The sequence below is a fragment of the Pseudomonas sp. MWU13-3659 genome (assembly GCF_023757525.1).
GTDB lineage: Bacteria > Pseudomonadota > Gammaproteobacteria > Pseudomonadales > Pseudomonadaceae > Aquipseudomonas > Aquipseudomonas entomophila_E.
In genome coordinates this window covers 388,379-408,567 of sequence record NZ_JAMSHW010000002.1, presented here as the reverse complement: position 1 = coordinate 408,567, position 20,189 = coordinate 388,379, and the positions used below count along the sequence as shown (strand labels likewise).

Genomic DNA, 20,189 nt, shown 5'->3' with positions numbered 1-20,189 from the left:
CAAGCGTCAGAACAGCCCGACCAAGGTCTATGGTAAAGTCGCGCCCTTTTTCAAAAACCGAGACCGTGCTGCACATGACCCCCGTTCTTCGCCTGATCAACCGCACCGGCCTGGTGACGCAGATCTGCATCGGCCTGCTGGCCGGTATCGCCCTCGCCCTGTTCGCCCCGGCCGTGGCCCGCGACCTGGCGTTTCTCGGCAAGGTGTTCGTCACCGCGCTGAAGGCCGTGGCGCCGGTGCTGGTGTTCATCCTGGTGATGGCCTCGATCGCCAACCACCGCCACGGCCAGGAAACCCACATCCGTCCGATCCTCTGGCTCTACCTGCTGGGTACCTTCGCCGCAGCGGTGGTGGCCGTGGCCGCCAGCATGCTGTTCCCATCGAACCTGGTGCTGAGCACCAGCGAAGCATCGCTCAGCGCGCCGGGCGGTATTGGCGAGGTGCTGCAGAACCTGCTGCTCAGCGCGGTAGACAACCCGATCAATGCGCTGCTCAACGCCAACTTCATCGGCATCCTGACCTGGGCCATCGGCCTGGGCGTGGCCCTGCGCCACGCCAGCGACACCACCCGCGGCGTGGTCGAGGACCTGTCCAACGGCGTCACCCTGATCGTGCGCGTGGTCATCCGCTTCGCCCCGCTGGGCATCTTCGGCCTGGTCAGCGCCACCCTGGCGCAGTCGGGCCTCGACGCGCTGCTGGGCTACCTGCACCTGCTGGCTGTGCTGATCGGCTGCATGCTGTTCGTGGCGCTGGTGATGAACCCGCTGATCGTATTCTGGAAGATCCGTCGCAACCCGTACCCGCTGGTGTTGATGTGCCTGCGTGAAAGCGGCATCACCGCGTTCTTCACCCGCAGCTCGGCAGCCAACATCCCGGTCAACCTGGCGCTGTCGCAGAAGCTCGGCCTGCACGAAGACACCTACTCGGTATCGATCCCGCTGGGCGCGACCATCAACATGGCCGGCGCGGCGATCACCATCACCGTGCTGACCCTGGCCGCCGTGCATACACTCGGCATCCCGGTCGACCTGCCCACCGCCGTGCTGCTCAGCGTGGTGGCGGCCATCTGCGCGTGTGGCGCGTCCGGCGTGGCCGGTGGTTCGCTGCTGCTGATCCCGTTGGCGTGCAGCCTGTTCGGCATCCCCAGCGAGATTGCCATGCAGGTGGTGGCGGTCGGTTTCATCATCGGTGTGCTGCAGGATTCGGCCGAGACCGCGTTGAACTCCTCCACCGATGTGCTGTTCACCGCGGCCGCCTGCCAGGCCATGGAGCAACGTAGCGCCTGACCGGGCCCTTTCGCCGGCAAGGCCGTCTCCCTGTAGGAGCCGGCCTTGCCGGCGAACCGCCACACCGATTGCTTAAGCCGGGTACTTTACCTAGGCTAGTGGCCTTTTCCTCGCAACGAGACAGGGCCATGTCAGAACTCCAAACCACCGGCGAAGGCCGCTTCAGCAGCATCGAGATCCGCGTGCTCGGTTCGCTGATCGAGAAGCAGGCCACCAGCCCGGAAACCTACCCCCTGACCCTCAACGCCCTGGTCCTGGCCTGCAACCAGAAAACCAGCCGCGAACCTGTGATGAACCTCTCCCCCGGCCAGGTCGGCCAGGCCCTGCGCGCGCTCGAGGGCCAGGAGATGACCCGCCTGCAGATGGGCAGCCGCGCCGACCGCTGGGAGCAGCGGGTCGACAAGGCCCTGGAACTGGTGCCGGCGCAACTGGTGCTGATGGGGCTGATGTTCCTGCGCGGCCCGCAAACCCTCAGCGAACTGCTGACCCGCAGCAATCGCCTGCATGACTTCGAGGATGTCGACCAGGTTCAGCACCAGTTGGAGCGCCTGATCTCCCGCGGCCTGGCCCTGCACCTGCCGCGCCAGGCCGGGCAGCGCGAGGATCGCTATACCCACGCTTTGGGCGACCCGGCGCAGATCGAGGAGATCCTTGCCGCACGCCAGCAGGAAGGTGGCGGGCGCAGTGCTGGCGGGAGTGTGTCGGAAGAGCGCATCGAGGCGCTGGAGGCACGTATCGCCGCGCTGGAGGCTCGCCTGGCCCAGCTGGAAGGTTGAGTCAGGACTGTTCTGCCTCGGGGAAGTTGCGGCAACTCTTGCGCTCGGCCAGCTCCTTTTCACTGGGGCGCTGGTCGACGAACACCGTGCGGCCGTCGGCGTAGATTTCCAGGTAGCCCCAGTGCAGGTCCTGCTCTTGCTGCCCGGGTTGGGGTGGCACGAGCCACCAGGGTTCGCGGCTGATCGGTGTCATTGGGGTAGATCCTGAAGATGTCCGGGTTAATCATAGACAGCCTTCAGCCTGCACTGGCCCCTTCGCCGGCAAGGCCGGCTCCTACAAGGTTTGCGCGGTCCCTGCAGGAGTCGGCCTTGCCGGCGAAAGGGCCAGCCAATCCAACAAAAAACGCCGCCCTTTCTCGCGAAAGGGCGGCGCTTCTCCAACCGGCAACCAGACTCAGGCAGGCGCAGAGGTGCGGATCAGGTGATCGAACGCCGCCAGCGAAGCCTTGGCGCCCTCGCCCACCGCGATGACGATCTGCTTGTACGGCACGGTGGTCACGTCACCCGCCGCGAATACGCCTGGGATACTGGTCGCGCCCCTGGCATCGACGATGATCTCGCCGCGCGGCGACAGCTCGACCGTGCCCTTGAGCCAATCGGTGTTCGGCAGCAGGCCAATCTGCACGAAGATGCCTTCAAGCGCCAGGTCGTGCAGCGTGTCGCTGGTACGGTCCTTGTAGCGCAGCCCGGTGACCTTCTCGCCATTGCCGACCACTTCAGTCGTCAGCGCACTGGTGATCACCTTGACGTTCGGCAGGCTGTGCAGCTTGCGTTGCAGCACGGCATCGGCGCGCAGCTGGCTGTCGAACTCGATCAGGGTCACCTGGGCGACGATACCCGCCAGGTCGATGGCCGCTTCCACGCCGGAGTTGCCGCCGCCGATCACCGCCACGCGCTTGCCTTTGAACAGCGGGCCGTCGCAGTGCGGGCAGTAGGCCACGCCACGGGCGCGGTATTCCTGCTCGCCCGGCACGTTCATTTCGCGCCAGCGGGCACCGGTGGCCAGGATCACGGTCTTGGCCTTGAGCGAGGCGCCGCCGGCCAGGCGTACTTCATGCAGGCCGCCATCGGTGGCCGGGATCAGTGCGTCGCCGCGCTGCAGGTTCATGATGTCGACGTCGTACTGCTTGACGTGCTCTTCCAGGGCCGTGGCCAGCTTCGGCCCCTCGGTCTCCTGCACCGAGATGAAGTTCTCGATCGCCAGGGTGTCGAGCACCTGGCCACCGAAGCGCTCGGCGGCGACACCGGTACGGATGCCTTTGCGCGCGGCGTAGATCGCCGCTGCGGCGCCAGCGGGACCACCGCCGACCACCAGCACATCGAAAGCATCCTTGGCGTTGATCTTCTCGGCCTGGCGCGCACCGGCACTGGTGTCGATCTTGCCGAGGATCTCCTCCAGGCCCATGCGGCCCTGGCCGAACACTTCGCCGTTCAGGTAGATGCTCGGTACCGCCATGACCTTGCGGGCTTCGACTTCATCCTGGAACAGCGCGCCGTCGATGGCCACATGGCGCACATTGGGGTTGAGCACCGCCATCAGGTTCAGCGCCTGGACCACATCCGGGCAGTTCTGGCACGACAGGGAGAAGTAGGTTTCAAAGGTGAACTCACCTTGCAGCCCCTGGATCTGCTCGATCACTTCGGCGCTGGCCTTGGATGGGTGGCCGCCGACCTGCAGCAGTGCCAACACCAGGGAGGTGAATTCGTGGCCCATGGGGATGCCGGCGAAACGCAGGCTGATATCGCTCCCAGGGCGATTGAGCGAGAACGAAGGACGACGGGCGTCGCTGCCATCCGCGCTGAAGGTGATCAGGTTCGACAGGCCGGCGATTTCCACCAGCAGGTCGTGCAATTCGCGGGACTTCGCGCCGTCGTCGAGGGAGGCAACGATCTCGATCGGCTGGGTGACCCGCTCCAGGTAGGTTTTCAGTTGCGATTTAAGCGTGGCGTCCAACATACGGGCGATTCCTTTTTCAAAACTCGGATACAAAAACGCCCAGGCGAGGTCGCCCGGGCGTTTGACGGGGCGGTCAGTGCTTCAGCTTTGGCGGCTGCTCACCGCCCACGACTGGCTCACGGTCTTAGATCTTGCCGACCAGGTCCAGCGATGGCGCCAGGGTGGCTTCGCCTTCTTTCCACTTGGCCGGGCAGACTTCGCCTGGGTGAGCGGCAACGTACTGGGCAGCCTTCACTTTGCGCAGCAGTTCGCTGGCGTCACGGCCCACACCACCGTCGTTGATTTCGACGATCTTGATCTGGCCTTCCGGGTTGATCACGAAGGTACCGCGATCGGCCAGGCCGGCTTCTTCGATCAGCACGTCGAAGTTGCGCGAGATGACGTGGGTTGGGTCACCGATCAGCGGGTACTTGATCTTGCCAATGGTGTCCGAAGTGTCGTGCCAGGCTTTGTGGGTGAAGTGGGTGTCGGTGGACACGCCGTAGATTTCCACGCCCAGCTTCTGGAACTCGGCGTAGTTGTCGGCGAGGTCGCCCAGTTCGGTCGGGCAGACGAAGGTGAAGTCGGCTGGGTAGAAGAACACGACGGACCACTTGCCTTTCAGGTCGGCTTCGCTGACCTGGACGAACTCGCCGTTGTGGTAGGCGGTGGCGTTGAACGGTTTGACCTGGCTGTTGATGATCGGCATGAGAGACGCTCCTTCATGGGGTTGGAATCAGTTGACGGAGAGAATCCTAACCGCTGGTCCCGAAGAAGGCTCATTGGCAAAGCTCATGCTGGTGATTGGTTTTGGCTATAAGCGGGGATAATTAATAGAAGGGATTGGGCTGAGCAAAGGATTGCGCGGTATCTGGTTCGCCGGCAAGCCGGCTCCTACATTCGCGCGCACCGTGTAGGAGCCGGCCTTGCCGGTGTTCGCCAGCAAAGCTGGCGCCTACGGGTTGCGGTGAAACGCTGGTTGGACCAGGTAGGAGCCGGCTTGCCGGCGAACAGCAGGCTCAGCGGGTCACGGTACGCATTGTGACGAACTCTTCCGCGGCGGTCGGATGCACGCCGATGGTCTCGTCGAACTGCAGCTTGGTGGCACCGGCCTTCAGTGCGACTCCCAGCCCCTGGATGATCTCACCCGCATCGGGCCCGACCATGTGGCAACCCAGCACCTTGTCGGTCTCGGCATCCACCACCAGCTTCATCAGGGTCTTTTCCTGGATGTCGGTGAGGGTCAGCTTCATCGCCCGGAAACGGCTCTCGTAGATCTGCACCTTGTGCCCGGCCTTGAGCGCCTGCTCCTCGGTCAGGCCCACCGTACCGATCGGTGGCTGGCTGAACACCGCGGTGGGAATGTTCTGGTAGTCCACCGGGCGATACTGCTCCGGCTTGAACAACCTGCGCGCCACGGCCATGCCTTCGGCCAGGGCCACTGGCGTGAGCTGCACGCGGCCGATCACATCACCAATGGCCAGCACCGACGGTTCGGTGGTCTGGTACTGCTCGTCGACGCGGATGAAACCGCGCTCGTCGAGCTCGACACCGGTGTTCTCAAGGCCCAGGTTGTCCAGCATCGGCCGGCGGCCGGTGGCGTAGAACACGCAGTCCGCGACCAACTCGCGGCCATCCTTGAGCGTTGCCTTCAGGCTGCCGTCATCGAGCTTGTCGATGCGCTGGATATCGGCGTTGAACTGCAGGTCCAGCCCGCGCTTCTCCAGCTCTTCCTTCAGGTGCGTGCGCACCGAACCGTCGAAACCGCGCAGGAACAGGTCACCGCGATACAGCAGCGTGGTGTCGGCGCCCAGGCCCTGGAAGATGCCGGCGAACTCCACGGCGATGTAGCCACCGCCCACCACCAGCACACGGCGTGGCAAATCCTTGAGGTAGAAGGCTTCGTTGGAGGTGATCGCCAGTTCCTTGCCCGGAATGTCCGGCACCTGCGGCCAGCCGCCGGTGGCGATGAGAATGTGCTCGGTGCTGTAGCGCTGGCCGTCCACCTCTACTTCGTGGGCGCCGGTCATGCGCGCATGCCCCTGCAGCAGGGTGACGCCGCTGTTGACCAGCAGGTTGCGGTAGATACCGTTGAGGCGCTCGATCTCGCGGTTCTTGTTCGCGATCAGCGTGCCCCAGTCGAAGTGCCCCTCTTCCAGGGTCCAGCCGAAGCCTGCAGCCTGCTCCAGCTCATCGGCGACATGGGCGCCGTACACCAGCAACTTCTTCGGTACGCAACCGACGTTGACGCAGGTGCCCCCCAGGTAGCGGCTCTCGGCCACTGCCACCTTGGCGCCAAAGCCGGCAGCGAAGCGCGCCGCGCGCACACCGCCGGAACCGGCGCCAATCACGAACAGATCAAAATCGTAGGCCATGTATTCAGTCTCCTTGGCGGGCGCCCAGCATAGCGCCGATGACCGCCACAAACAAAAAAGCCACCCCGAGGGGTGGCTTCGTGACCTGCCAGGCTCGATCAGTAAGCCTTGCCAGTCTTGTAGAAGTTCTCGAAGCAGAAGTTGGTCGCCTCGATGTAACCTTCGGCGCCACCGCAGTCGAAACGCTTGCCCTTGAACTTGTAGGCGATCACGTTGCCTTCTGCCGCCTGCTTCATCAGCGCATCGGTGATCTGGATTTCGCCGCCCTTGCCGGGTTCGGTCTGTTCGATCTTTTCGAAGATGTCCGGGGTCAGGATGTAGCGGCCGATGATGGCCAGGTTGGACGGTGCGTCTTCCGGCTTCGGTTTCTCGACCATGGAGTCGACACGGAAAATGCCGTCCTTGATCTCTTCACCGGCGATGACGCCGTACTTGTTGGTTTCCTGCGGATCGACTTCCTGGATGGCGACGATCGAGCAGCGGTACTTCTTGTACAGCGCGACCATCTGCGCGAGCACGCCGTCACCTTCGAGGTTGACACACAGGTCATCCGCCAGCACCACGGCGAACGGCTCGTCGCCGATCAGCGGGCGGCCGGTGAGGATGGCATGGCCCAGGCCCTTCATCTCGGTCTGGCGGGTGTAGGCGAACGAGCACTCATTCAGCAGGCGACGAATGCCGACCAGGTATTTTTCCTTGTCGGTGCCTTTGATCTGGTTTTCCAGCTCGTAGCTGATGTCGAAGTGGTCTTCCAGGGCACGCTTGCCACGGCCAGTGACGATGGAGATCTCGTTCAGACCGGCGTCCAGTGCCTCTTCAACGCCATACTGGATCAGTGGCTTGTTGACCACCGGCAGCATTTCCTTGGGCATGGCTTTGGTAGCGGGCAGGAAACGAGTGCCGTAACCGGCTGCCGGGAACAAGCATTTTTTGATCATAAACGTCCTTAACAAGGGCTTTGCGTACGAAATTCGGCGCAGTCTAATCAGGCGGCGGTCACCTTACAATGCCCCACCCGCGCTTGGCCGATGCCATGATAGAGATATCCAAGTGTAGATAGTTCCGGGGGATCGTAAATATTGCCTGCGCCGAACGGTTGCGCAGGCGCATCGCCGGGTTCCGTGGGAGCGGGTTTACCCGCTCCCAGCGATTACATTTTCATCACAGGCAACCTGCTGTCAGCCCCCGGTCCCCTGCCCGATCAGCACCCCATCGACCGTCTGCCCATAAAGGTTGACCCCATCGTTGGCATGGAACTTCAGCCGGGTCTTCTCGATCGAGCCCTCCACCAACCGCGGATCCTGCGGCCGCTCGTGGCGATTGATCCAGGCCGCCACGTCCCAGGCCTGCTGGTCGCTCAGGCTGCCGGGCTTGCCCAGGGGCATGTTGTACTTGATGTAGGAAGCGGAAGTGTTGATCCGGTGCATGCCGGCCCCCCAGTTATAGGAGTCCTTGCCCCACAGCGGCGGCATCACGTACTCGCCGGCGACCTTCTGGCCTTCACCATTGCTGCCATGGCAGATCGCGCATTGCGCCTGGAAGACCTGCTGGCCACGCTTGAAGTCATACCCGCCTTCAGGCCTGGGCACCTCGGGGTAGCCCCGGCCAGCAATCTCCACCCCGGTCGGCGCCTGGGTCGAAAGCCAATAGGCGTAGACACTGAGCGCGGTCATCTGCGGGCTGTCGGCCGCCGGCGGCTTGCCGTTCATGCTGAACTGGAAGCAGCCCTGGATACGTTCGGCGAACGTATTGACCTTGTCGTTCTTCTTGCGATACGCCGGATACATCGGATAGGCGCCCCACAGCGGCGCAGAATGGGGCAAACGCCCTTGATCGAGGTGGCAATTGCTGCAGTTCAGGCCATTGCCCACGGCCTCGGGCATCAGGCGCCGGGTATCGACGAACAGCGCGTGCCCCTGGCGGACCATCTTGCCGAAGGCATTGTCCGGGATCGCGTCTTCGCTTGGTGGCACGAACTGCGGCGCGGCCTGGGCGCCAGGCACCTTGAGCTGGGATTGGTCTTCCATGGCGATCGGCGCCGCCTGGGTACCACCCACGGCCAACAACAGCAGGGCTGGAATCACGGCTTTCATGGCTTGGCCTCCTGGCCGGCGGGATGGGCGAAGTACTCGGCGACCGCCTTGACCTCGGCGTCGGTCATCGCCTTGGCGACGTTGACCATCAACTGGTTGGGGTCGTTGCTGCGGCTGCCGTCGCGCCAGGCATTGAGCTGCGCCACCAGGTAACCGGCCGGCTGCCCGGCCAAGGGTGGAAAGTGCTCGCCGACACCACTGCCACCAGGCCCGTGGCACTGCACGCAACCGGGGATCTGGCGGCTCCAGTCGCCGTACAGGGCCAAGCGTGTGACCGGATCGGTAGCGATCTGCTGGCGGCGCTGATCGGGGGCTGCGTCAGCCGGGAGCGAGCTCAGGTAAGCGCTCACCGCTTCGATTTCGGCATCATCCAGCGCCTTGGCCAACGGCTCCATCACCGCCTGCTTGCGGCTGGCGTTGCGAAAATCGTGCAGTTGCTTGGCGAGATAGCCGGCAGGCAAGCCGGCGAGTCGGGGAAAACCAGCGGCGGCAATACCCTTGCCGTCGGCGCCATGGCAACCCAGGCAGGCCATGGCGGCGGGGTTCTGTCCGCCCTGATTGAAGATTTTCTGGCCATCGGCAGCATGCGCCGAGGGCCAGGCCAGGACCAGCAGACTGCTGATCACGACACGGCTCAAGGGTTTCATCACGGAGGCTCCATTTCCTTGTTATAAGCTTAGGCTTATTCGATATAAGCCCAGAAATACTAGGCCTATTCCCCGGCATGCGACAACGCGTCGCCGGGCAGGAAACGGACAATCCGCTGGTTAATCGCTCATTTGCTGAGCTGGATCAAGAACCCGAGATGCACTCGGTCGTTGCCGTGCGCACATCACCCAGGCGCAGCGGGAAGTTGTTCAAGCGCTCATAGACCTTGATGGCGCTACCACTACCCCGCTTGTCGATATCCACCAGTGCGGCAGGGCCGACCCCCGCAGACACTTTCTGCGGCACGAGCAGACGCAGCGAATCGCCGGTCCTCTCTTCCTGCAGCGGGTCCCGCGTATCCGCAAGCTTGTGCTTGACGCAATCGGCATACTCGCGCGGCGTCTTGCCGGAGATCACATCCAGGGTCGCGTGCGACTGCTCCAGTTCCGCCACGCTGACACAACCACCCAACGCCAGCGCCGCTGCCGCTACCATCCACTTCATCCACGCCATCTCCACCATCGAAAGTCATCCTCTGACCACATCCGGGCGGATTTGCTCCCTGCTCTGGCAGAAATCTCCCTGGCCCGGCCGGCCCGGGCGCAAGTGTACCCTCACATCGTGATATTGTTCGCCTTTGCTGAACCAATCCTTGCGGAGCACCCCATGAAATTCGTACACCAGCGCGAGCACCTGAACGAGGACGACATCGTCGTCATCGAGTGCTCCCAGCGCTGCAACATCCGCCTGATGAACGACGCCAACTTCCGTAGCTTCAAGAACGGCGGCCGGCACACTTACCACGGCGGCCACTTCGAACGCTTCCCAGCCAAGATCACCGTACCCAGCACCGGTTTCTGGAACATCACCATCGACACCGTGACCACGCGGCCGATCTCGGTAACACGCAAGCCGACGCTCACCCACAAGATCAAGATCATTCGCCGCTCGTCGTCGAAACTCGGATAAGACCGCATGACCCAGACCATCAAGTATGTGATCAAGTACAAACTCGACGGCGAGCGCCGTTGGGACTTCGCCCAGATGCCGGATGCTTCCCTCGAGCAAGCCCGGGAAGCCCTGCGCAAGATCCACGGCGACGATGCCGACAAGATCAGCGACATCCAGGTGAGCAAGGCGCTGTAACCACGTCCGATCCCGCCGCACGAAAGGAGTCGCCCATGAGCACCTGGCAAGACCGCCGCATCCTCGACCTGCTGGGCATCGAGGTGCCCATCCTCCAGGCGCCCATGGCCGGCGCCAGTGGCGCTGCCATGGCCATCGCCGTGGGCAAAGCCGGCGGCCTGGGCGCCCTGCCGTGCGCCATGCTCACGATCGAACAGGTGCATGGCGAGATCGAGGCGTTCCGCGCCGCCTGCCAGGGGCCCCTCAACCTGAACTTCTTCTGCCACCAGCCACCTGTGCCCGACCCTGAACGCGACGCGCGCTGGAAACAGGCACTCAAGCCCTATTACCAAGAGCTCGGGGCAGACTTCGAGGCGCCGACACCGGTGTCCAACCGGGCGCCCTTCGACGAACGGAGCTGCCAGTTGATCGAGGTGACGCGCCCGGAAGTGGTCAGCTTTCACTTTGGCCTGCCTTCGGCCGACCTGCTGCAACGGGTCAAGGCCACGGGCGCCAAGGTACTGTCCAGCGCCACCACGGTCGAGGAAGCCCGCTGGCTGGAGCAGCAGGGATGCGACGCGATCATCGCCATGGGCTATGAAGCCGGCGGCCATCGCGGCATGTTCCTCAGCGAAGACATCACCAGCCAGATCGGCACCTTCGCCCTGGTGCCGCAGATCGTCGATGCCGTGCAGGTGCCCGTGATCGCCGCTGGCGGGATCGGCGACCACCGCGGCCTGGTCGCCGCCCTCGCACTGGGGGCCTCGGCCGTGCAGATCGGCACCGCCTACCTGTTCTGCCCGGAAGCGAAAGTCTCCGCGGCCCACCGTCGTGCCCTGGACACGGCTCCCGCCAGCGATACAGCGCTGACCAACCTGTTTACCGGACGCCCCGCGCGGGGCATCAACAACCGCCTCATGCGCGAACTGGGGCCAATGAACACCCTCGCCCCACGCTTCCCCCTGGCAGGCGGCGCGCTGATGCCATTGCGGGCAATCACCGATGCGCAGGGCAATGCCGACTTCAGCAACCTGTGGTCCGGCCAGGCCCTGCGCCTTGGGCGGCACATGCCAGCAGGCGAGCTGACCCGGGACATCGCGGACAACGCATTGAAAAAACTGACTTTCTGATCAAGTTTTTAAGTGCCGCCCTCTTCCCGACGGATGGTTTATCGCTATATATTCCACGACATAACGATAATCCGTCGTCCATTAGGAGCCGTCTGCATGCGTATTCGCCTGTCCCACCTGGCCATCAGTGCCCTGGCCACCCTGGTTTCCGTCAACAACGCCCTGGCCGATGAAGTGCAGGTCGCCGTGGCGGCCAACTTCACCGCGCCGATCCAGGCCATCGCCAAGGACTTCGAGAAAGACACCGGCCACAAGCTGGTCGCCGCCTATGGCGCCACCGGCCAGTTCTACGCACAGATCAAGAACGGCGCGCCGTTCGAGGTATTCCTCGCCGCCGACGACACCACCCCCGCCAAACTCGAGCAGGAGAAGGAGATCGTCGAGGGTTCGCGCTTCACCTACGCCGTCGGCACCCTGGCACTGTGGTCGGCCAAGCCGGGCTACGTCGATGCCAAAGGCGAAGTTCTGAAGAAGAACGAATTCAAGCACCTGTCCATCGCCAACCCCAAGGCGGCCCCCTATGGCCTGGCCGCCACCCAGGTGCTGGACAAGCTCAAACTGACCGAGGCCACCAAGGCCAAGATTGTCGAAGGCCAGAACATCACCCAAGCCTTCCAGTTCGTCTCCACCGGCAACGCCGAACTGGGCTTCGTCGCCCTGTCGCAGGTCTACAAGGACGGCAAGATCGAGAATGGCTCGGCCTGGATCGTCCCGTCCGAACTGCATGACCCGATCCGTCAGGACGCGGTCATCCTCAACAAGGGCAAGGACAACCCGGCCGCCAAGGCACTGGTCGACTACCTCAAGGGCCCGAAAGCCGCCGCGGTGATCAAATCCTACGGCTATGAAATCTGATGCCGCTCGACGCCAGTGACCTGGGGGCGATCTGGCTGACCATCAAGCTGGCCAGCCTGACCACGGCCATCCTCCTGGTGGTGGGCACGCCCATCGCCTGGTGGCTGGCCCGCACCCGCTCCTGGCTGCGCGGGCCGATCGGCGCGGTGGTGGCCCTGCCCTTGGTGCTGCCACCGACAGTGATCGGTTTCTATCTGCTGCTGGCCCTCGGCCCCCGCGGCTGGATTGGCCAGACTACCCAGGCCCTGGGCCTGGGTAGTGTGGTGTTCAGCTTCACCGGGCTGGTGATCGGCTCGGTGGTGTACTCCATGCCATTCGTGGTGCAACCCCTGCAGAACGCCTTCGGCGCCATCGGCCAGCGTCCGCTGGAGGTGGCTGCGACACTGCGCGCCAGCCCCTGGGACACCTTCGTCCACGTGGTGCTGCCGCTGGCCCGGCCTGGCTTCATCACCGCCAGCATCCTCGGCTTCGCCCACACCGTGGGCGAATTCGGCGTGGTGCTGATGATCGGTGGCAACATCCCCGACAAGACCCGCGTGGTCTCGGTGCAGATCTTCGATCATGTCGAGGCCATGGAATACGCCCAGGCCCACTGGCTGGCAGGGGCCATGCTGGTGTTCTCCTTCCTGGTGCTGCTGATGCTCTATGCTGGCCGCCGCGGCAAGGCGGGCTGGAGCTGAAATGACGAAAGCGATACAGGCGCGCCTGAAACTGGCCCGCAACGATTTCACCCTGGATGTCGACCTGCGCCTGCCTGGCCGTGGCATCAGCGCCCTCTTCGGCCACTCGGGCTCGGGCAAGACCTCCTGCCTGCGCTGCCTGGCCGGGCTCGAACGTGCCGCCAGCGCCTACATCGAGGTCAACGGCGAGGTCTGGGAAGACAGCGCACGCGGTCTTTTCCTCGCCCCGCACAAACGCCCAGTGGGCTATGTATTCCAGGAAGCCAGCCTGTTCCCGCACCTGTCGGTACGCGCCAACCTGGAATTCGGCTGGCGCCGCATCGCCCCCGCCGAGCGCAAGATCAACCAGGCGCAGGCCTGCCAACTGCTCGGTATCGGTCACTTGCTCGAACGCAAGCCGGCAACGCTGTCCGGTGGCGAGGCCCAGCGTGTCGGCATTGCCCGGGCGCTGCTCAGCAGCCCTCGCCTGCTGCTGATGGACGAACCCCTGGCGGCCCTGGACAGCGCGCGCAAACGCGAGATCCTGCCCTACCTCGAACGCCTTCACGACGAGCTGGACATCCCGCTGATCTACGTCAGTCATGCCCAGGACGAAGTGGCGCGCCTGGCCGACCACCTGGTGCTGCTGGAACAGGGCAAGGCCGTGGCCAGTGGCCCCATCGGCCAGACCCTGGCCCGCCTCGACCTGTCGCTGGCCCAGGGCGAGGACGCCGGCGTCGTGCTCGAAGGCGTGGTGGTCGGCCATGATCCGCATTACGGATTGTTCGACCTGCGCCTGCCCGGCAGCGATGGGCAACTGCTGCGTATCGCCCATCCCGACCTGCATGTCGGCAGCACCCTGCGGCTCAAGGTACAGGCGCGCGACGTGAGCCTGGCGCTGAACGCCGACGCTGCCTCGAGCATCCTCAACCGCTTGCCGGTCCGCGTACGCGAATGCCGCCCCGCCGACAATCCGGCCCATGTGCTGGTCAGCCTGGATGCCACCGGCAACCCGCTGCTGGCACGGATCACCCGCTACTCAGCCGAGCAATTGGGCGTCCAGGCCGGCCAAGTATTGTGGGCGCAGATCAAGTCGGTGGCTTTGCTGGGTTGAGCAATGCCCATGCTGCGGTTGTCCATTGCAGCATGACCCACGCCAGGATCGCCAGGATGCCTGACTGCCCGCTGCCCGCCTCACTGCACTATGTCGATGACACCCAGCCCGGCCTGACGCGGCGCCGTTGGCGCGACCGCTTTCATTACTTCGACAGGCAAGGCCAGCGCATTCGCGACACTGAAACACTCGCTCGCATCGCCGCACTGGTGATCCCTCCCGCCTACACCGACGTTTGGATCTGCGCCGATCCGCAAGGGCATCTTCAGGCCACCGGACGCGACGCCCGTGGGCGCAAGCAGTATCGCTATCACACCCTCTGGCGCGAACTGCGCGACCAGCACAAGTACGAACGCATGCTGGCCTTCGCCGAAGCCCTGCCGAACCTGCGCAAGCAGCTGGATCGACACCTTGCGAGCCCGGGCCTGGGGCGGGAGAAGGTCATGGCGCTGGTGATCAGCCTGCTCGACAATACGCTGATACGCATCGGCAACCGTCAGTATCTGCGTGACAATCGCTCCTACGGGCTGACCACCCTGGCGACGCGCCACGTCAGGGTGCGGGGCAGTACCATGCGCTTCCAGTTCCGTGGCAAGCGTGGGGTCGAGCATGACGTCACGTTGCGGGACAGGCGCCTGGCCGAATTACTCAAGCGCTGCATCGAACTCCCCGGCCAGGCATTGTTCCAATACCTCGACGAACAAGGGCAACGCCACTGCGTGGGCTCGACCGAGGTCAACCAGTTCATCCAGCAACTCACCGGGGCCGACTTCACAGCCAAGGACTACCGCACCTGGGCGGGCAGTAGCCTGGCCCTCGACCTGTTGAAACCGCTGGCATGGGAACCGATCAGCGAGGCCAGGCGTCAGGTGGCCGCAATTGTCCGCCAGGTGGCCGCCCGCTTGGGAAACACCCCGGCAGTCTGCCGGCGCTGCTACATCCACCCTGCCGTGCTGGAGCATTTTCAGCTCGGGCACCTGGCCAAGCTGCCTCGGGTGCGCCAGCGCAAGGGCCTGGAGAGGGAGGAAGTGGTCCTGTTGCGCTTCCTTCAGGGCCTGGAAACCTAAACGATGATTGACGCTGGCTATTTAACCCATCGAACACAGAAATTTCCCATATGGAGCCAAGCACCCTATCCTTGCCACCGAGCACCTTCGCCGATGAGGGTCACACGATTTTCATCGGCCCCTGCACCTGAAGACTGGCAACAGAATTTGTCTGCCAGGGAATTACTATCCGCCGAAAGCGTCTTTAATGAGAAGGAAGAGGGACAAGCTCCCACCCGTTGGGCACAGGCCCCGCGGTTTTCTACACCACCAAGGAGAACTACATGCTGATACTCACCCGCAAGGTTGGCGAAAGTATCGTCATCAACGATGACATCAAAGTCACCATTCTGGGCGTCAAGGGGATGCAAGTGAGGATCGGCATCGATGCACCCAAAGATGTCCAAGTGCACCGTGAAGAGATTTTCAAGCGTATCCAGGCCGGTAGCCCAGCCCCGGAGAAAGGTGACGAGCACCACTGACAATACCCAGGTATCAAGCCGCACGGACGCGTCTGATCGACTGCCCGCCCACGCGGGGGAGCCCACCTCGCGCCTCAGGTGCCCAGCAGTTCGCGCACCTTGGCGATCATCCTGTCCATGTCGAATGGCTTGTCGAATACCGCCGCGAACAGCTTCTTCGGGCAATCGCGCCCCAGGCTGGCCTGGGCGCCGCTCATGAGAATCACCGGCAGGTCTGGCAGTTGCAGTTCTTCGCGAATTGCCTGCGCCAGTTCCAGGCCATTTTGCACCGGCATCATGTAGTCGGTGATGACCAGGTCTACCCGTTTCTCCTTCAGCGCATCCAGGGCCTTGCGCCCGTTACTGGCCTTTTCCACCAGAAAACCTTCGTCTTCCAGGGCAAAGCCCAGGATATCGGCTATCAGGTACTCGTCGTCGACGATCAGGATGGTGTTCATCGCGCTATCCCATCAGCGATCTCCCTGAGGGATCGCCGTACCACTGAGCACACCGCTGGCACCGTCGAACACCCGCCCCAGGCTGATGCCATGGGGGCCCAGGTGCAGCGCCTGCAGGGCCGGGTCATGGTCGCTGTCGCGCACCTTGACGATCGACAGGACGCGGTGCAGGCGGGCCTCAAGCTCGGCGAAGCGCAGCAGCATCAGGTTGTCGACGATGCTGGACAGGTCCGGGGCCGGGGCGGTGATCTCCGAACCGAAGATATCCCTCATCTCCCAGGTCAGCAGTACGGTGATACCACGTGAGCGCAGTTCACCGGTCAAGGCACGGAAAAAAGCATTCAGGCGTGCCGGGTCCAGTGCCAGGCGTCCAAAGGCGCCAAGGCTGTCGATCACAACGCGCCGCGCGCCCATCTCCCGGGTTTGCCGCAACAAACGCTCACCGACCTGGTCGAGCAGCCCTTCGGTTGTCGGCTGCCAGCTCAACCGCACCGCTTCGTCGCGCTCCAGCCCGGCCAACTCATAACCCAGCGCCGCAGCTTTCAGGCGCAGACGCGTCGGCGTTTCGTAAAACCCGAAATGCAGCCCAGGCGACGCCTTGCTCGATGCAGCGAGAAAGGCGACACCCAAGGCTGTCTTGCCGACACCGGACGGCCCCATCAGCAGGCTCACGGAGCCTTCGGCAAGACCACCGCCAAGCATCCTGTCCAGGTCATGGACGCCTGTGCTCACCTGGTTCACGGTATGCCCACCTTCCCCGCCGGGATGGCTGTAGAGCGATTCCAGCCTCGGGTAGATCTGCAGGCCATCCTCGTCGATCAGGCACTCATGACGTCCGGACAATGCCCCGCTGCCACGGGTCTTGCGCAGTTGGACATGGCGCACGGCAGTGCTGCCGACCAAGTGCTCACCGAGCTCGATCACGCCGTCGACCATGGTGTGCTCGGGGCTGCCCTCCTCCAGGCGCGCACTGGTGAGCAGCAACACGGTGCAGCCGGCGAATGCGGCATGCCCCTGCAATTCGGAAACGAATTTCTTGGTGTCCAGGCTGGTCTCCGCTCGCGAACGGGCATTGAGCAGGCCATCGACGATCAGGAGACTGGCCTGCTGCCGGGCGATTTCCTGACGCAACAACCGCACCACCGCGTCCAGGCCGTCCTGTTCCAACGTATCGAAGGCACTGACGAACTGAATGGCGTCGCCGACCTGGGAGGGATCGAAGAAGGCCAGCGTCGACAGGTACTGGAACAACCGCTCGTGGGACTCGCTGAGCAAGGTGGCCACCAGTACCCGACCACCGGCGCGGACATGATTGCAGGCGAGCTGGTTGGCAAGGATGGTCTTGCCCGAGCCCGGATGACCCTGGACGATGTACGAGGCGCCAGCCACCAACCCGCCCTTGAGCAAGGCGTCGAGCCCGGGGATATCGGTGGGCAGGCGCTTGAGTTGTTCTACCATGGCTATCTACCTGTCAGGCTCGAGATCATCGGCCAATGGGATGGCCGGTAAGTAAAGACTCATGCAAGTCCCCTCGCCTGGGCGACTGTCCACGCTGATCGCGCCATTGCTCTGCTTCGCGAAACCATAGACCTGGCTGAGTCCGAGACCCGTGCCCTTGCCGAAGGCCTTGGTGGTGAAGAAGGGTTCGAAGATCCGCGGTAATACGCCTGGCTCGATTCCCTGGCCATCATCGTATATGGCGAAGCGCACGAAGCGCCCCTGCAACGCCTCGACTTCACCGGCCAACTGTACACATTCCACCACCAGGCGAATTGTTCCCGCCCCCTGGATAGCGTCACGAGCGTTGAACATCAAGTTGAGCAGGACCATCTGCAACTGCCCTGCATCGACCTCGATCAAAGGCAAACCGGGCTCGACCTGCTCGCGCAACTCGATATCCCGTGGCAAGGCGTGCTCCAACAGGCCACGCGTTGCCTGCACCACGTCGGCTGGCGCGATAAACGTCACGCTCAGTTGACGATGACGGGCAAAACTGAGCAATTGCTGGGTCAGTTGCGTGCCCCGCTGTCCGGCATCGAGGATATGATCGAGCAGGCGCCGGGTACGGGCTGGGTCCTGACTGTTCACCGCCAGACGCGCCGAGCTGAGAATGATGGTCAGCAGATTGTTGAAGTCGTGTGCCAATCCCCCGGTCAATTGTCCAAGCGCCTCGAGCTTCTGCGCCTGGAACAGTTGTGCGCGCATTGCATCCAGCTGCAAGGCCGAATCGCGGCGGTCGGTGATATCCCGGGTAATCTTGGCCAGGCCGATGACTTGCCCTTGATCGTCGCGGATTACATCCAGCGCGGCAAGGGCCCAGAACTGCGTGCCATCCTTGCGCACCCGCCAGCCTTCATCCTGCGCCACCCCCTGCTCCAGCGCCTGGCGCAACAAACGCTCAGGGCGCCCATCGGCGCAATCCTGGAGGGTGAAGAACAGGGAAAAATGCTTGCCGATCACTTCGTCCGCACGGTAACCCTTGATCCGCTGTGCCCCTGCATTCCATGACACCACATGGCCCGACGGGTCGAGCATGTAGATGGCATAGTCGACCACCGCCTGAACCAACTGTTCATAGCGCGCTTCGGGCATGTTGGATTGGCCGGGCTGGTCCACTGAAACCATGCGAGCTCCACAAGACCGCGAAAGGACATATTGAGCGTAGTCAAAAGTCCCGCAGGCACCGGGCCGCATGCGACGATCGTCAACCCTCGCGCTCGAACATCGACGGCACCAGGCGCCTCGGCATCGCCACTTTCAGCAGCCACAAACCCACCAGGAGAATCAGCGCCCCACCGCACAAGGCCATGAACCGCTGTGGATCAGGGTGCTGTTCGTCGATCGCCAGCATCACCAGGTAACCGCCCAGGCACATGAGGCCGACATATAGAAAAGCCCCCAGCAGACAGACCTGAATGAACAGCAGACGCCAGAACAGGCGTGGACGCACGATGCGCCCACGCACAGTACTGGGGTCGGAGGAAGACGAAGGCATGGCGGTACGCTCTATTGGATCCAATGAGCAAAAGGTGGCGCAATGGAAGCATCCTGTCAATTGACCTATAGTTGCGCCCGCCTCGAACCGACAAGGAAGCGACATGAATTCGAACCTTCGCATGCAAGGCCTGCAGGATGACCTGATGCGCACGGCCACGGAACTTGACGAGCTGTGCGAGGCACTGGATGGCCACGCCCTGTTCCTTCGCCACTCGATCCACAGGGCTGATGCACAGGCCATGAACGGGCATGTGGAGGGCCTGCGTGACACGGCGTGCGAGATGCGCGAAATCGCCAACGCCATCGACGCCTGAACCTCGCGCTGGTTGACGCTTCTATAACAATGGGTTATAAAGCGCCCTTGATTGTCAGGCCCTTCTGCTTATGAAGCGCGACAGTCAAGCGTGCGAGTGTGGTGGAATTGGTATACACAGCAGACTTAAAATCTGTCGGCGTGAGCCTTGCGGGTTCGAGTCCCGCCACTCGCACCATCTTCTTTCGAAAAGGCGCCCTTGCGGCGCCTTTTTCATACCCGCCCAATAACCACCCGCCTGCTACAGTGGAACTTGTCCCCGGCCACTGGAATGCTGCCATGCGCTACACACTGCTCGACGGTCAACGCGACTTCATCCTGCTACTAGCCCGCCTCCTGCTGGTGATCTTGTTCGTGCTCTCCGGATGGAGCAAGCTCACCGGGTTCGAAGGGACAGTCGCCTATATGACGTCACTGGGCGCGCCCGCCCCCATGCTGGCTGCAGCGATCGCGGTCATCATGGAATTCCTGGTCGGTATCCTGCTGATCCTGGGGTTCTACACCCGGCCTCTGGCTCTGTTGCTCGCCTTGTTCGTACTCGGCACCGCACTGCTCGGCCATCCGTTCTGGAACATGGTCGACCCTGAGCGCAGCGCCAACATGACCCAGTTCCTGAAGAACCTGAGCATCATCGGTGGCCTGCTTGTGCTTGCCGTCAGCGGCCCTGGCCGCTTCTCACTCGATAAGCGCTGAGCAGGTCGTTGCGCGGCGACTGCGGCGTCAATCGTCGCAGTCGTCATGCCAGGCTGGGTGGTCTTCCTCGTCGTCGAAGTCATCCAGCACTTCTTCGTCCTCCTCTACCTCGTCCAACGCGCCATAGGCGTCGGCCTCAGGGTCGAAATCATCGTGGAATTCAGGATCGAGCAGGTGGTCGTGCTCGGGTTCGGGCAAATCGTCTTCGTCGTGCATCACAGTCT

Annotated in this window: 25 protein-coding genes and 1 tRNA gene; 13 read left to right on the top strand and 13 right to left on the bottom strand. The window is 63.2% G+C overall.

The features are described from left to right. The first annotated feature begins 74 nt into the window (after nucleotides 1-74). Together sstT and NGM28_RS04565 are read left to right on the top strand one after the other, a co-directional pair. Complete coding sequence (gene sstT / locus NGM28_RS04570) at nucleotides 75-1,286, top strand: serine/threonine transporter SstT (protein WP_240063520.1); 1,212 nt, start codon at nucleotides 75-77, stop codon at nucleotides 1,284-1,286. A gap of 128 nt (nucleotides 1,287-1,414) precedes the next feature. Continuing rightward, a complete protein-coding gene (locus tag NGM28_RS04565) occupies nucleotides 1,415-2,062 on the top strand; it encodes a YceH family protein (RefSeq protein WP_252088840.1) in 648 nt (215 codons plus the stop codon). A 1-nt stretch (nucleotide 2,063) separates the two neighbouring features. On the opposite strand, the gene NGM28_RS04560 is transcribed toward NGM28_RS04565, so the two are convergent. From NGM28_RS04560 to NGM28_RS04525, 8 genes are all read right to left on the bottom strand, one after another. After that, a complete protein-coding gene (locus tag NGM28_RS04560; protein WP_252088839.1) occupies nucleotides 2,064-2,255 on the bottom strand; it encodes a hypothetical protein in 192 nt (63 codons plus the stop codon). A gap of 201 nt (nucleotides 2,256-2,456) precedes the next feature. After that, on the bottom strand, nucleotides 2,457-4,019 hold the full coding sequence (gene ahpF, locus NGM28_RS04555) for an alkyl hydroperoxide reductase subunit F (protein WP_252088838.1): 1,563 nt from the start codon (nucleotides 4,017-4,019) through the stop codon (nucleotides 2,457-2,459). 124 nt (nucleotides 4,020-4,143) lie between these two features. Next, nucleotides 4,144-4,707 (bottom strand): alkyl hydroperoxide reductase subunit C, encoded by a 564-nt coding sequence (gene ahpC / locus NGM28_RS04550; protein ID WP_011533509.1) that lies wholly within the window; start codon nucleotides 4,705-4,707, stop codon nucleotides 4,144-4,146. 310 nt (nucleotides 4,708-5,017) lie between these two features. Beyond that, complete coding sequence (gorA, locus tag NGM28_RS04545; protein WP_252088837.1) at nucleotides 5,018-6,373, bottom strand: glutathione-disulfide reductase; 1,356 nt, start codon at nucleotides 6,371-6,373, stop codon at nucleotides 5,018-5,020. 98 nt (nucleotides 6,374-6,471) lie between these two features. After that, nucleotides 6,472-7,311 carry a UTP--glucose-1-phosphate uridylyltransferase GalU gene (galU, locus tag NGM28_RS04540; protein ID WP_240063515.1) on the bottom strand — a complete coding sequence of 280 codons (840 nt, stop codon included), beginning with the start codon at nucleotides 7,309-7,311 and terminating at the stop codon, nucleotides 6,472-6,474. A 240-nt stretch (nucleotides 7,312-7,551) separates the two neighbouring features. Continuing rightward, the gene (locus NGM28_RS04535; protein ID WP_240063514.1) at nucleotides 7,552-8,466 is read right to left on the bottom strand and encodes a c-type cytochrome; all 915 of its coding nucleotides are present in this window, start codon (nucleotides 8,464-8,466) and stop codon (nucleotides 7,552-7,554) included. Then, entirely contained in the window at nucleotides 8,463-9,113 is a 651-nt protein-coding gene (locus NGM28_RS04530) for a c-type cytochrome (protein WP_252088836.1), read from the bottom strand. Before NGM28_RS04530 ends, NGM28_RS04535 begins: the two co-directional genes overlap by 4 nt. Nucleotides 9,114-9,258: 145 nt before the next feature. Next, nucleotides 9,259-9,618 (bottom strand): hypothetical protein, encoded by a 360-nt coding sequence (locus NGM28_RS04525; protein WP_252088835.1) that lies wholly within the window; start codon nucleotides 9,616-9,618, stop codon nucleotides 9,259-9,261. Nucleotides 9,619-9,780: 162 nt separating this feature from the next. On the opposite strand from NGM28_RS04525, the gene NGM28_RS04520 reads away from it, so the two are divergent. The 8 genes from NGM28_RS04520 to csrA all read left to right on the top strand — a co-directional run bounded on the left by NGM28_RS04520 (nucleotide 9,781) and on the right by csrA (nucleotide 15,525). Continuing rightward, entirely contained in the window at nucleotides 9,781-10,083 is a 303-nt protein-coding gene (locus NGM28_RS04520) for a DUF1883 domain-containing protein (RefSeq protein WP_008090281.1), read from the top strand. Between the two features lie 6 nt (nucleotides 10,084-10,089). Next, complete coding sequence (locus tag NGM28_RS04515; protein WP_011533503.1) at nucleotides 10,090-10,260, top strand: hypothetical protein; 171 nt, start codon at nucleotides 10,090-10,092, stop codon at nucleotides 10,258-10,260. 35 nt (nucleotides 10,261-10,295) lie between these two features. After that, on the top strand, nucleotides 10,296-11,369 hold the full coding sequence (locus tag NGM28_RS04510; protein ID WP_252088834.1) for an NAD(P)H-dependent flavin oxidoreductase: 1,074 nt from the start codon (nucleotides 10,296-10,298) through the stop codon (nucleotides 11,367-11,369). 96 nt (nucleotides 11,370-11,465) lie between these two features. Further along, a complete protein-coding gene (gene modA, locus NGM28_RS04505; RefSeq protein WP_240063510.1) occupies nucleotides 11,466-12,224 on the top strand; it encodes a molybdate ABC transporter substrate-binding protein in 759 nt (252 codons plus the stop codon). Further along, nucleotides 12,224-12,904 (top strand): molybdate ABC transporter permease subunit, encoded by a 681-nt coding sequence (modB, locus tag NGM28_RS04500; RefSeq protein WP_252088833.1) that lies wholly within the window; start codon nucleotides 12,224-12,226, stop codon nucleotides 12,902-12,904. Before modA ends, modB begins: the two co-directional genes overlap by 1 nt. A gap of 1 nt (nucleotide 12,905) precedes the next feature. Next, on the top strand, nucleotides 12,906-13,997 hold the full coding sequence (modC, locus tag NGM28_RS04495) for a molybdenum ABC transporter ATP-binding protein (protein ID WP_240063509.1): 1,092 nt from the start codon (nucleotides 12,906-12,908) through the stop codon (nucleotides 13,995-13,997). Between the two features lie 56 nt (nucleotides 13,998-14,053). After that, nucleotides 14,054-15,064 carry a DNA topoisomerase IB gene (locus NGM28_RS04490; RefSeq protein WP_252088832.1) on the top strand — a complete coding sequence of 337 codons (1,011 nt, stop codon included), beginning with the start codon at nucleotides 14,054-14,056 and terminating at the stop codon, nucleotides 15,062-15,064. Between the two features lie 263 nt (nucleotides 15,065-15,327). Further along, nucleotides 15,328-15,525 (top strand): carbon storage regulator CsrA, encoded by a 198-nt coding sequence (gene csrA, locus NGM28_RS04485; RefSeq protein WP_011533497.1) that lies wholly within the window; start codon nucleotides 15,328-15,330, stop codon nucleotides 15,523-15,525. A gap of 74 nt (nucleotides 15,526-15,599) precedes the next feature. Here the strand turns inward: csrA and NGM28_RS04480 are convergent, their stop codons facing one another. The 4 genes from NGM28_RS04480 to NGM28_RS04465 all read right to left on the bottom strand — a co-directional run bounded on the left by NGM28_RS04480 (nucleotide 15,600) and on the right by NGM28_RS04465 (nucleotide 18,957). Continuing rightward, entirely contained in the window at nucleotides 15,600-15,962 is a 363-nt protein-coding gene (locus tag NGM28_RS04480) for a response regulator (RefSeq protein ID WP_252088831.1), read from the bottom strand. Nucleotides 15,963-15,974: 12 nt separating this feature from the next. After that, entirely contained in the window at nucleotides 15,975-17,420 is a 1,446-nt protein-coding gene (locus NGM28_RS04475; RefSeq protein ID WP_252088830.1) for an ATPase domain-containing protein, read from the bottom strand. A gap of 6 nt (nucleotides 17,421-17,426) precedes the next feature. Further along, entirely contained in the window at nucleotides 17,427-18,587 is a 1,161-nt protein-coding gene (locus tag NGM28_RS04470; RefSeq protein ID WP_502943822.1) for a two-component system sensor histidine kinase NtrB, read from the bottom strand. Between the two features lie 79 nt (nucleotides 18,588-18,666). Then, nucleotides 18,667-18,957: a hypothetical protein gene (locus NGM28_RS04465; protein ID WP_252088829.1), complete on the bottom strand. Its 291-nt coding sequence runs from the start codon at nucleotides 18,955-18,957 to the stop codon at nucleotides 18,667-18,669. Between the two features lie 103 nt (nucleotides 18,958-19,060). Between NGM28_RS04465 and NGM28_RS04460 the strand changes: the two genes are divergently transcribed. The 3 genes from NGM28_RS04460 to NGM28_RS04450 all read left to right on the top strand — a co-directional run bounded on the left by NGM28_RS04460 (nucleotide 19,061) and on the right by NGM28_RS04450 (nucleotide 19,965). Then, nucleotides 19,061-19,273 carry a hypothetical protein gene (locus tag NGM28_RS04460; RefSeq protein WP_240063504.1) on the top strand — a complete coding sequence of 71 codons (213 nt, stop codon included), beginning with the start codon at nucleotides 19,061-19,063 and terminating at the stop codon, nucleotides 19,271-19,273. 92 nt (nucleotides 19,274-19,365) lie between these two features. Beyond that, a tRNA-Leu gene (locus NGM28_RS04455) sits at nucleotides 19,366-19,450 on the top strand. 101 nt (nucleotides 19,451-19,551) lie between these two features. Next, nucleotides 19,552-19,965: a DoxX family protein gene (locus NGM28_RS04450; RefSeq protein ID WP_252088828.1), complete on the top strand. Its 414-nt coding sequence runs from the start codon at nucleotides 19,552-19,554 to the stop codon at nucleotides 19,963-19,965. 27 nt (nucleotides 19,966-19,992) lie between these two features. Here the strand turns inward: NGM28_RS04450 and NGM28_RS04445 are convergent, their stop codons facing one another. Beyond that, nucleotides 19,993-20,181, bottom strand: coding sequence for a hypothetical protein (locus NGM28_RS04445; protein ID WP_240063502.1), 189 nt, complete (start codon nucleotides 20,179-20,181; stop codon nucleotides 19,993-19,995). Between the last annotated feature and the right edge of the window lie 8 nt (nucleotides 20,182-20,189).

Excerpts from the sequence above, each read along its gene's own strand:
- NGM28_RS04480 (WP_252088831.1), bottom strand. The coding sequence starts at position 15,962 with ATGAACACCATCCTGATCGTCGACGACGAGTACCTGATAGCCGATATC.
- NGM28_RS04565 (WP_252088840.1), top strand. The coding sequence starts at position 1,415 with ATGTCAGAACTCCAAACCACCGGCGAAGGCCGCTTCAGCAGCATCGAG.
- NGM28_RS04515 (WP_011533503.1), top strand. The coding sequence starts at position 10,090 with ATGACCCAGACCATCAAGTATGTGATCAAGTACAAACTCGACGGCGAG.
- NGM28_RS04520 (WP_008090281.1), top strand. The coding sequence starts at position 9,781 with ATGAAATTCGTACACCAGCGCGAGCACCTGAACGAGGACGACATCGTC.
- NGM28_RS04490 (WP_252088832.1), top strand. The coding sequence starts at position 14,054 with ATGCCTGACTGCCCGCTGCCCGCCTCACTGCACTATGTCGATGACACC.
- NGM28_RS04475 (WP_252088830.1), bottom strand. The coding sequence starts at position 17,420 with ATGGTAGAACAACTCAAGCGCCTGCCCACCGATATCCCCGGGCTCGAC.
- NGM28_RS04450 (WP_252088828.1), top strand. The coding sequence starts at position 19,552 with ATGCGCTACACACTGCTCGACGGTCAACGCGACTTCATCCTGCTACTA.
- NGM28_RS04535 (WP_240063514.1), bottom strand. The coding sequence starts at position 8,466 with ATGAAAGCCGTGATTCCAGCCCTGCTGTTGTTGGCCGTGGGTGGTACC.
- NGM28_RS04460 (WP_240063504.1), top strand. The coding sequence starts at position 19,061 with ATGAATTCGAACCTTCGCATGCAAGGCCTGCAGGATGACCTGATGCGC.
- NGM28_RS04510 (WP_252088834.1), top strand. The coding sequence starts at position 10,296 with ATGAGCACCTGGCAAGACCGCCGCATCCTCGACCTGCTGGGCATCGAG.
- NGM28_RS04525 (WP_252088835.1), bottom strand. The coding sequence starts at position 9,618 with ATGAAGTGGATGGTAGCGGCAGCGGCGCTGGCGTTGGGTGGTTGTGTC.
- NGM28_RS04470 (WP_502943822.1), bottom strand. The coding sequence starts at position 18,587 with ATGGTTTCAGTGGACCAGCCCGGCCAATCCAACATGCCCGAAGCGCGC.
- ahpC (WP_011533509.1), bottom strand. The coding sequence starts at position 4,707 with ATGCCGATCATCAACAGCCAGGTCAAACCGTTCAACGCCACCGCCTAC.
- NGM28_RS04530 (WP_252088836.1), bottom strand. The coding sequence starts at position 9,113 with ATGAAACCCTTGAGCCGTGTCGTGATCAGCAGTCTGCTGGTCCTGGCC.
- modA (WP_240063510.1), top strand. The coding sequence starts at position 11,466 with ATGCGTATTCGCCTGTCCCACCTGGCCATCAGTGCCCTGGCCACCCTG.
- NGM28_RS04465 (WP_252088829.1), bottom strand. The coding sequence starts at position 18,957 with ATGCCTTCGTCTTCCTCCGACCCCAGTACTGTGCGTGGGCGCATCGTG.
- ahpF (WP_252088838.1), bottom strand. The coding sequence starts at position 4,019 with ATGTTGGACGCCACGCTTAAATCGCAACTGAAAACCTACCTGGAGCGG.
- gorA (WP_252088837.1), bottom strand. The coding sequence starts at position 6,373 with ATGGCCTACGATTTTGATCTGTTCGTGATTGGCGCCGGTTCCGGCGGT.
- modB (WP_252088833.1), top strand. The coding sequence starts at position 12,224 with ATGCCGCTCGACGCCAGTGACCTGGGGGCGATCTGGCTGACCATCAAG.
- NGM28_RS04560 (WP_252088839.1), bottom strand. The coding sequence starts at position 2,255 with ATGACACCGATCAGCCGCGAACCCTGGTGGCTCGTGCCACCCCAACCC.
- sstT (WP_240063520.1), top strand. The coding sequence starts at position 75 with ATGACCCCCGTTCTTCGCCTGATCAACCGCACCGGCCTGGTGACGCAG.
- modC (WP_240063509.1), top strand. The coding sequence starts at position 12,906 with ATGACGAAAGCGATACAGGCGCGCCTGAAACTGGCCCGCAACGATTTC.
- NGM28_RS04445 (WP_240063502.1), bottom strand. The coding sequence starts at position 20,181 with ATGCACGACGAAGACGATTTGCCCGAACCCGAGCACGACCACCTGCTC.
- csrA (WP_011533497.1), top strand. The coding sequence starts at position 15,328 with ATGCTGATACTCACCCGCAAGGTTGGCGAAAGTATCGTCATCAACGAT.
- galU (WP_240063515.1), bottom strand. The coding sequence starts at position 7,311 with ATGATCAAAAAATGCTTGTTCCCGGCAGCCGGTTACGGCACTCGTTTC.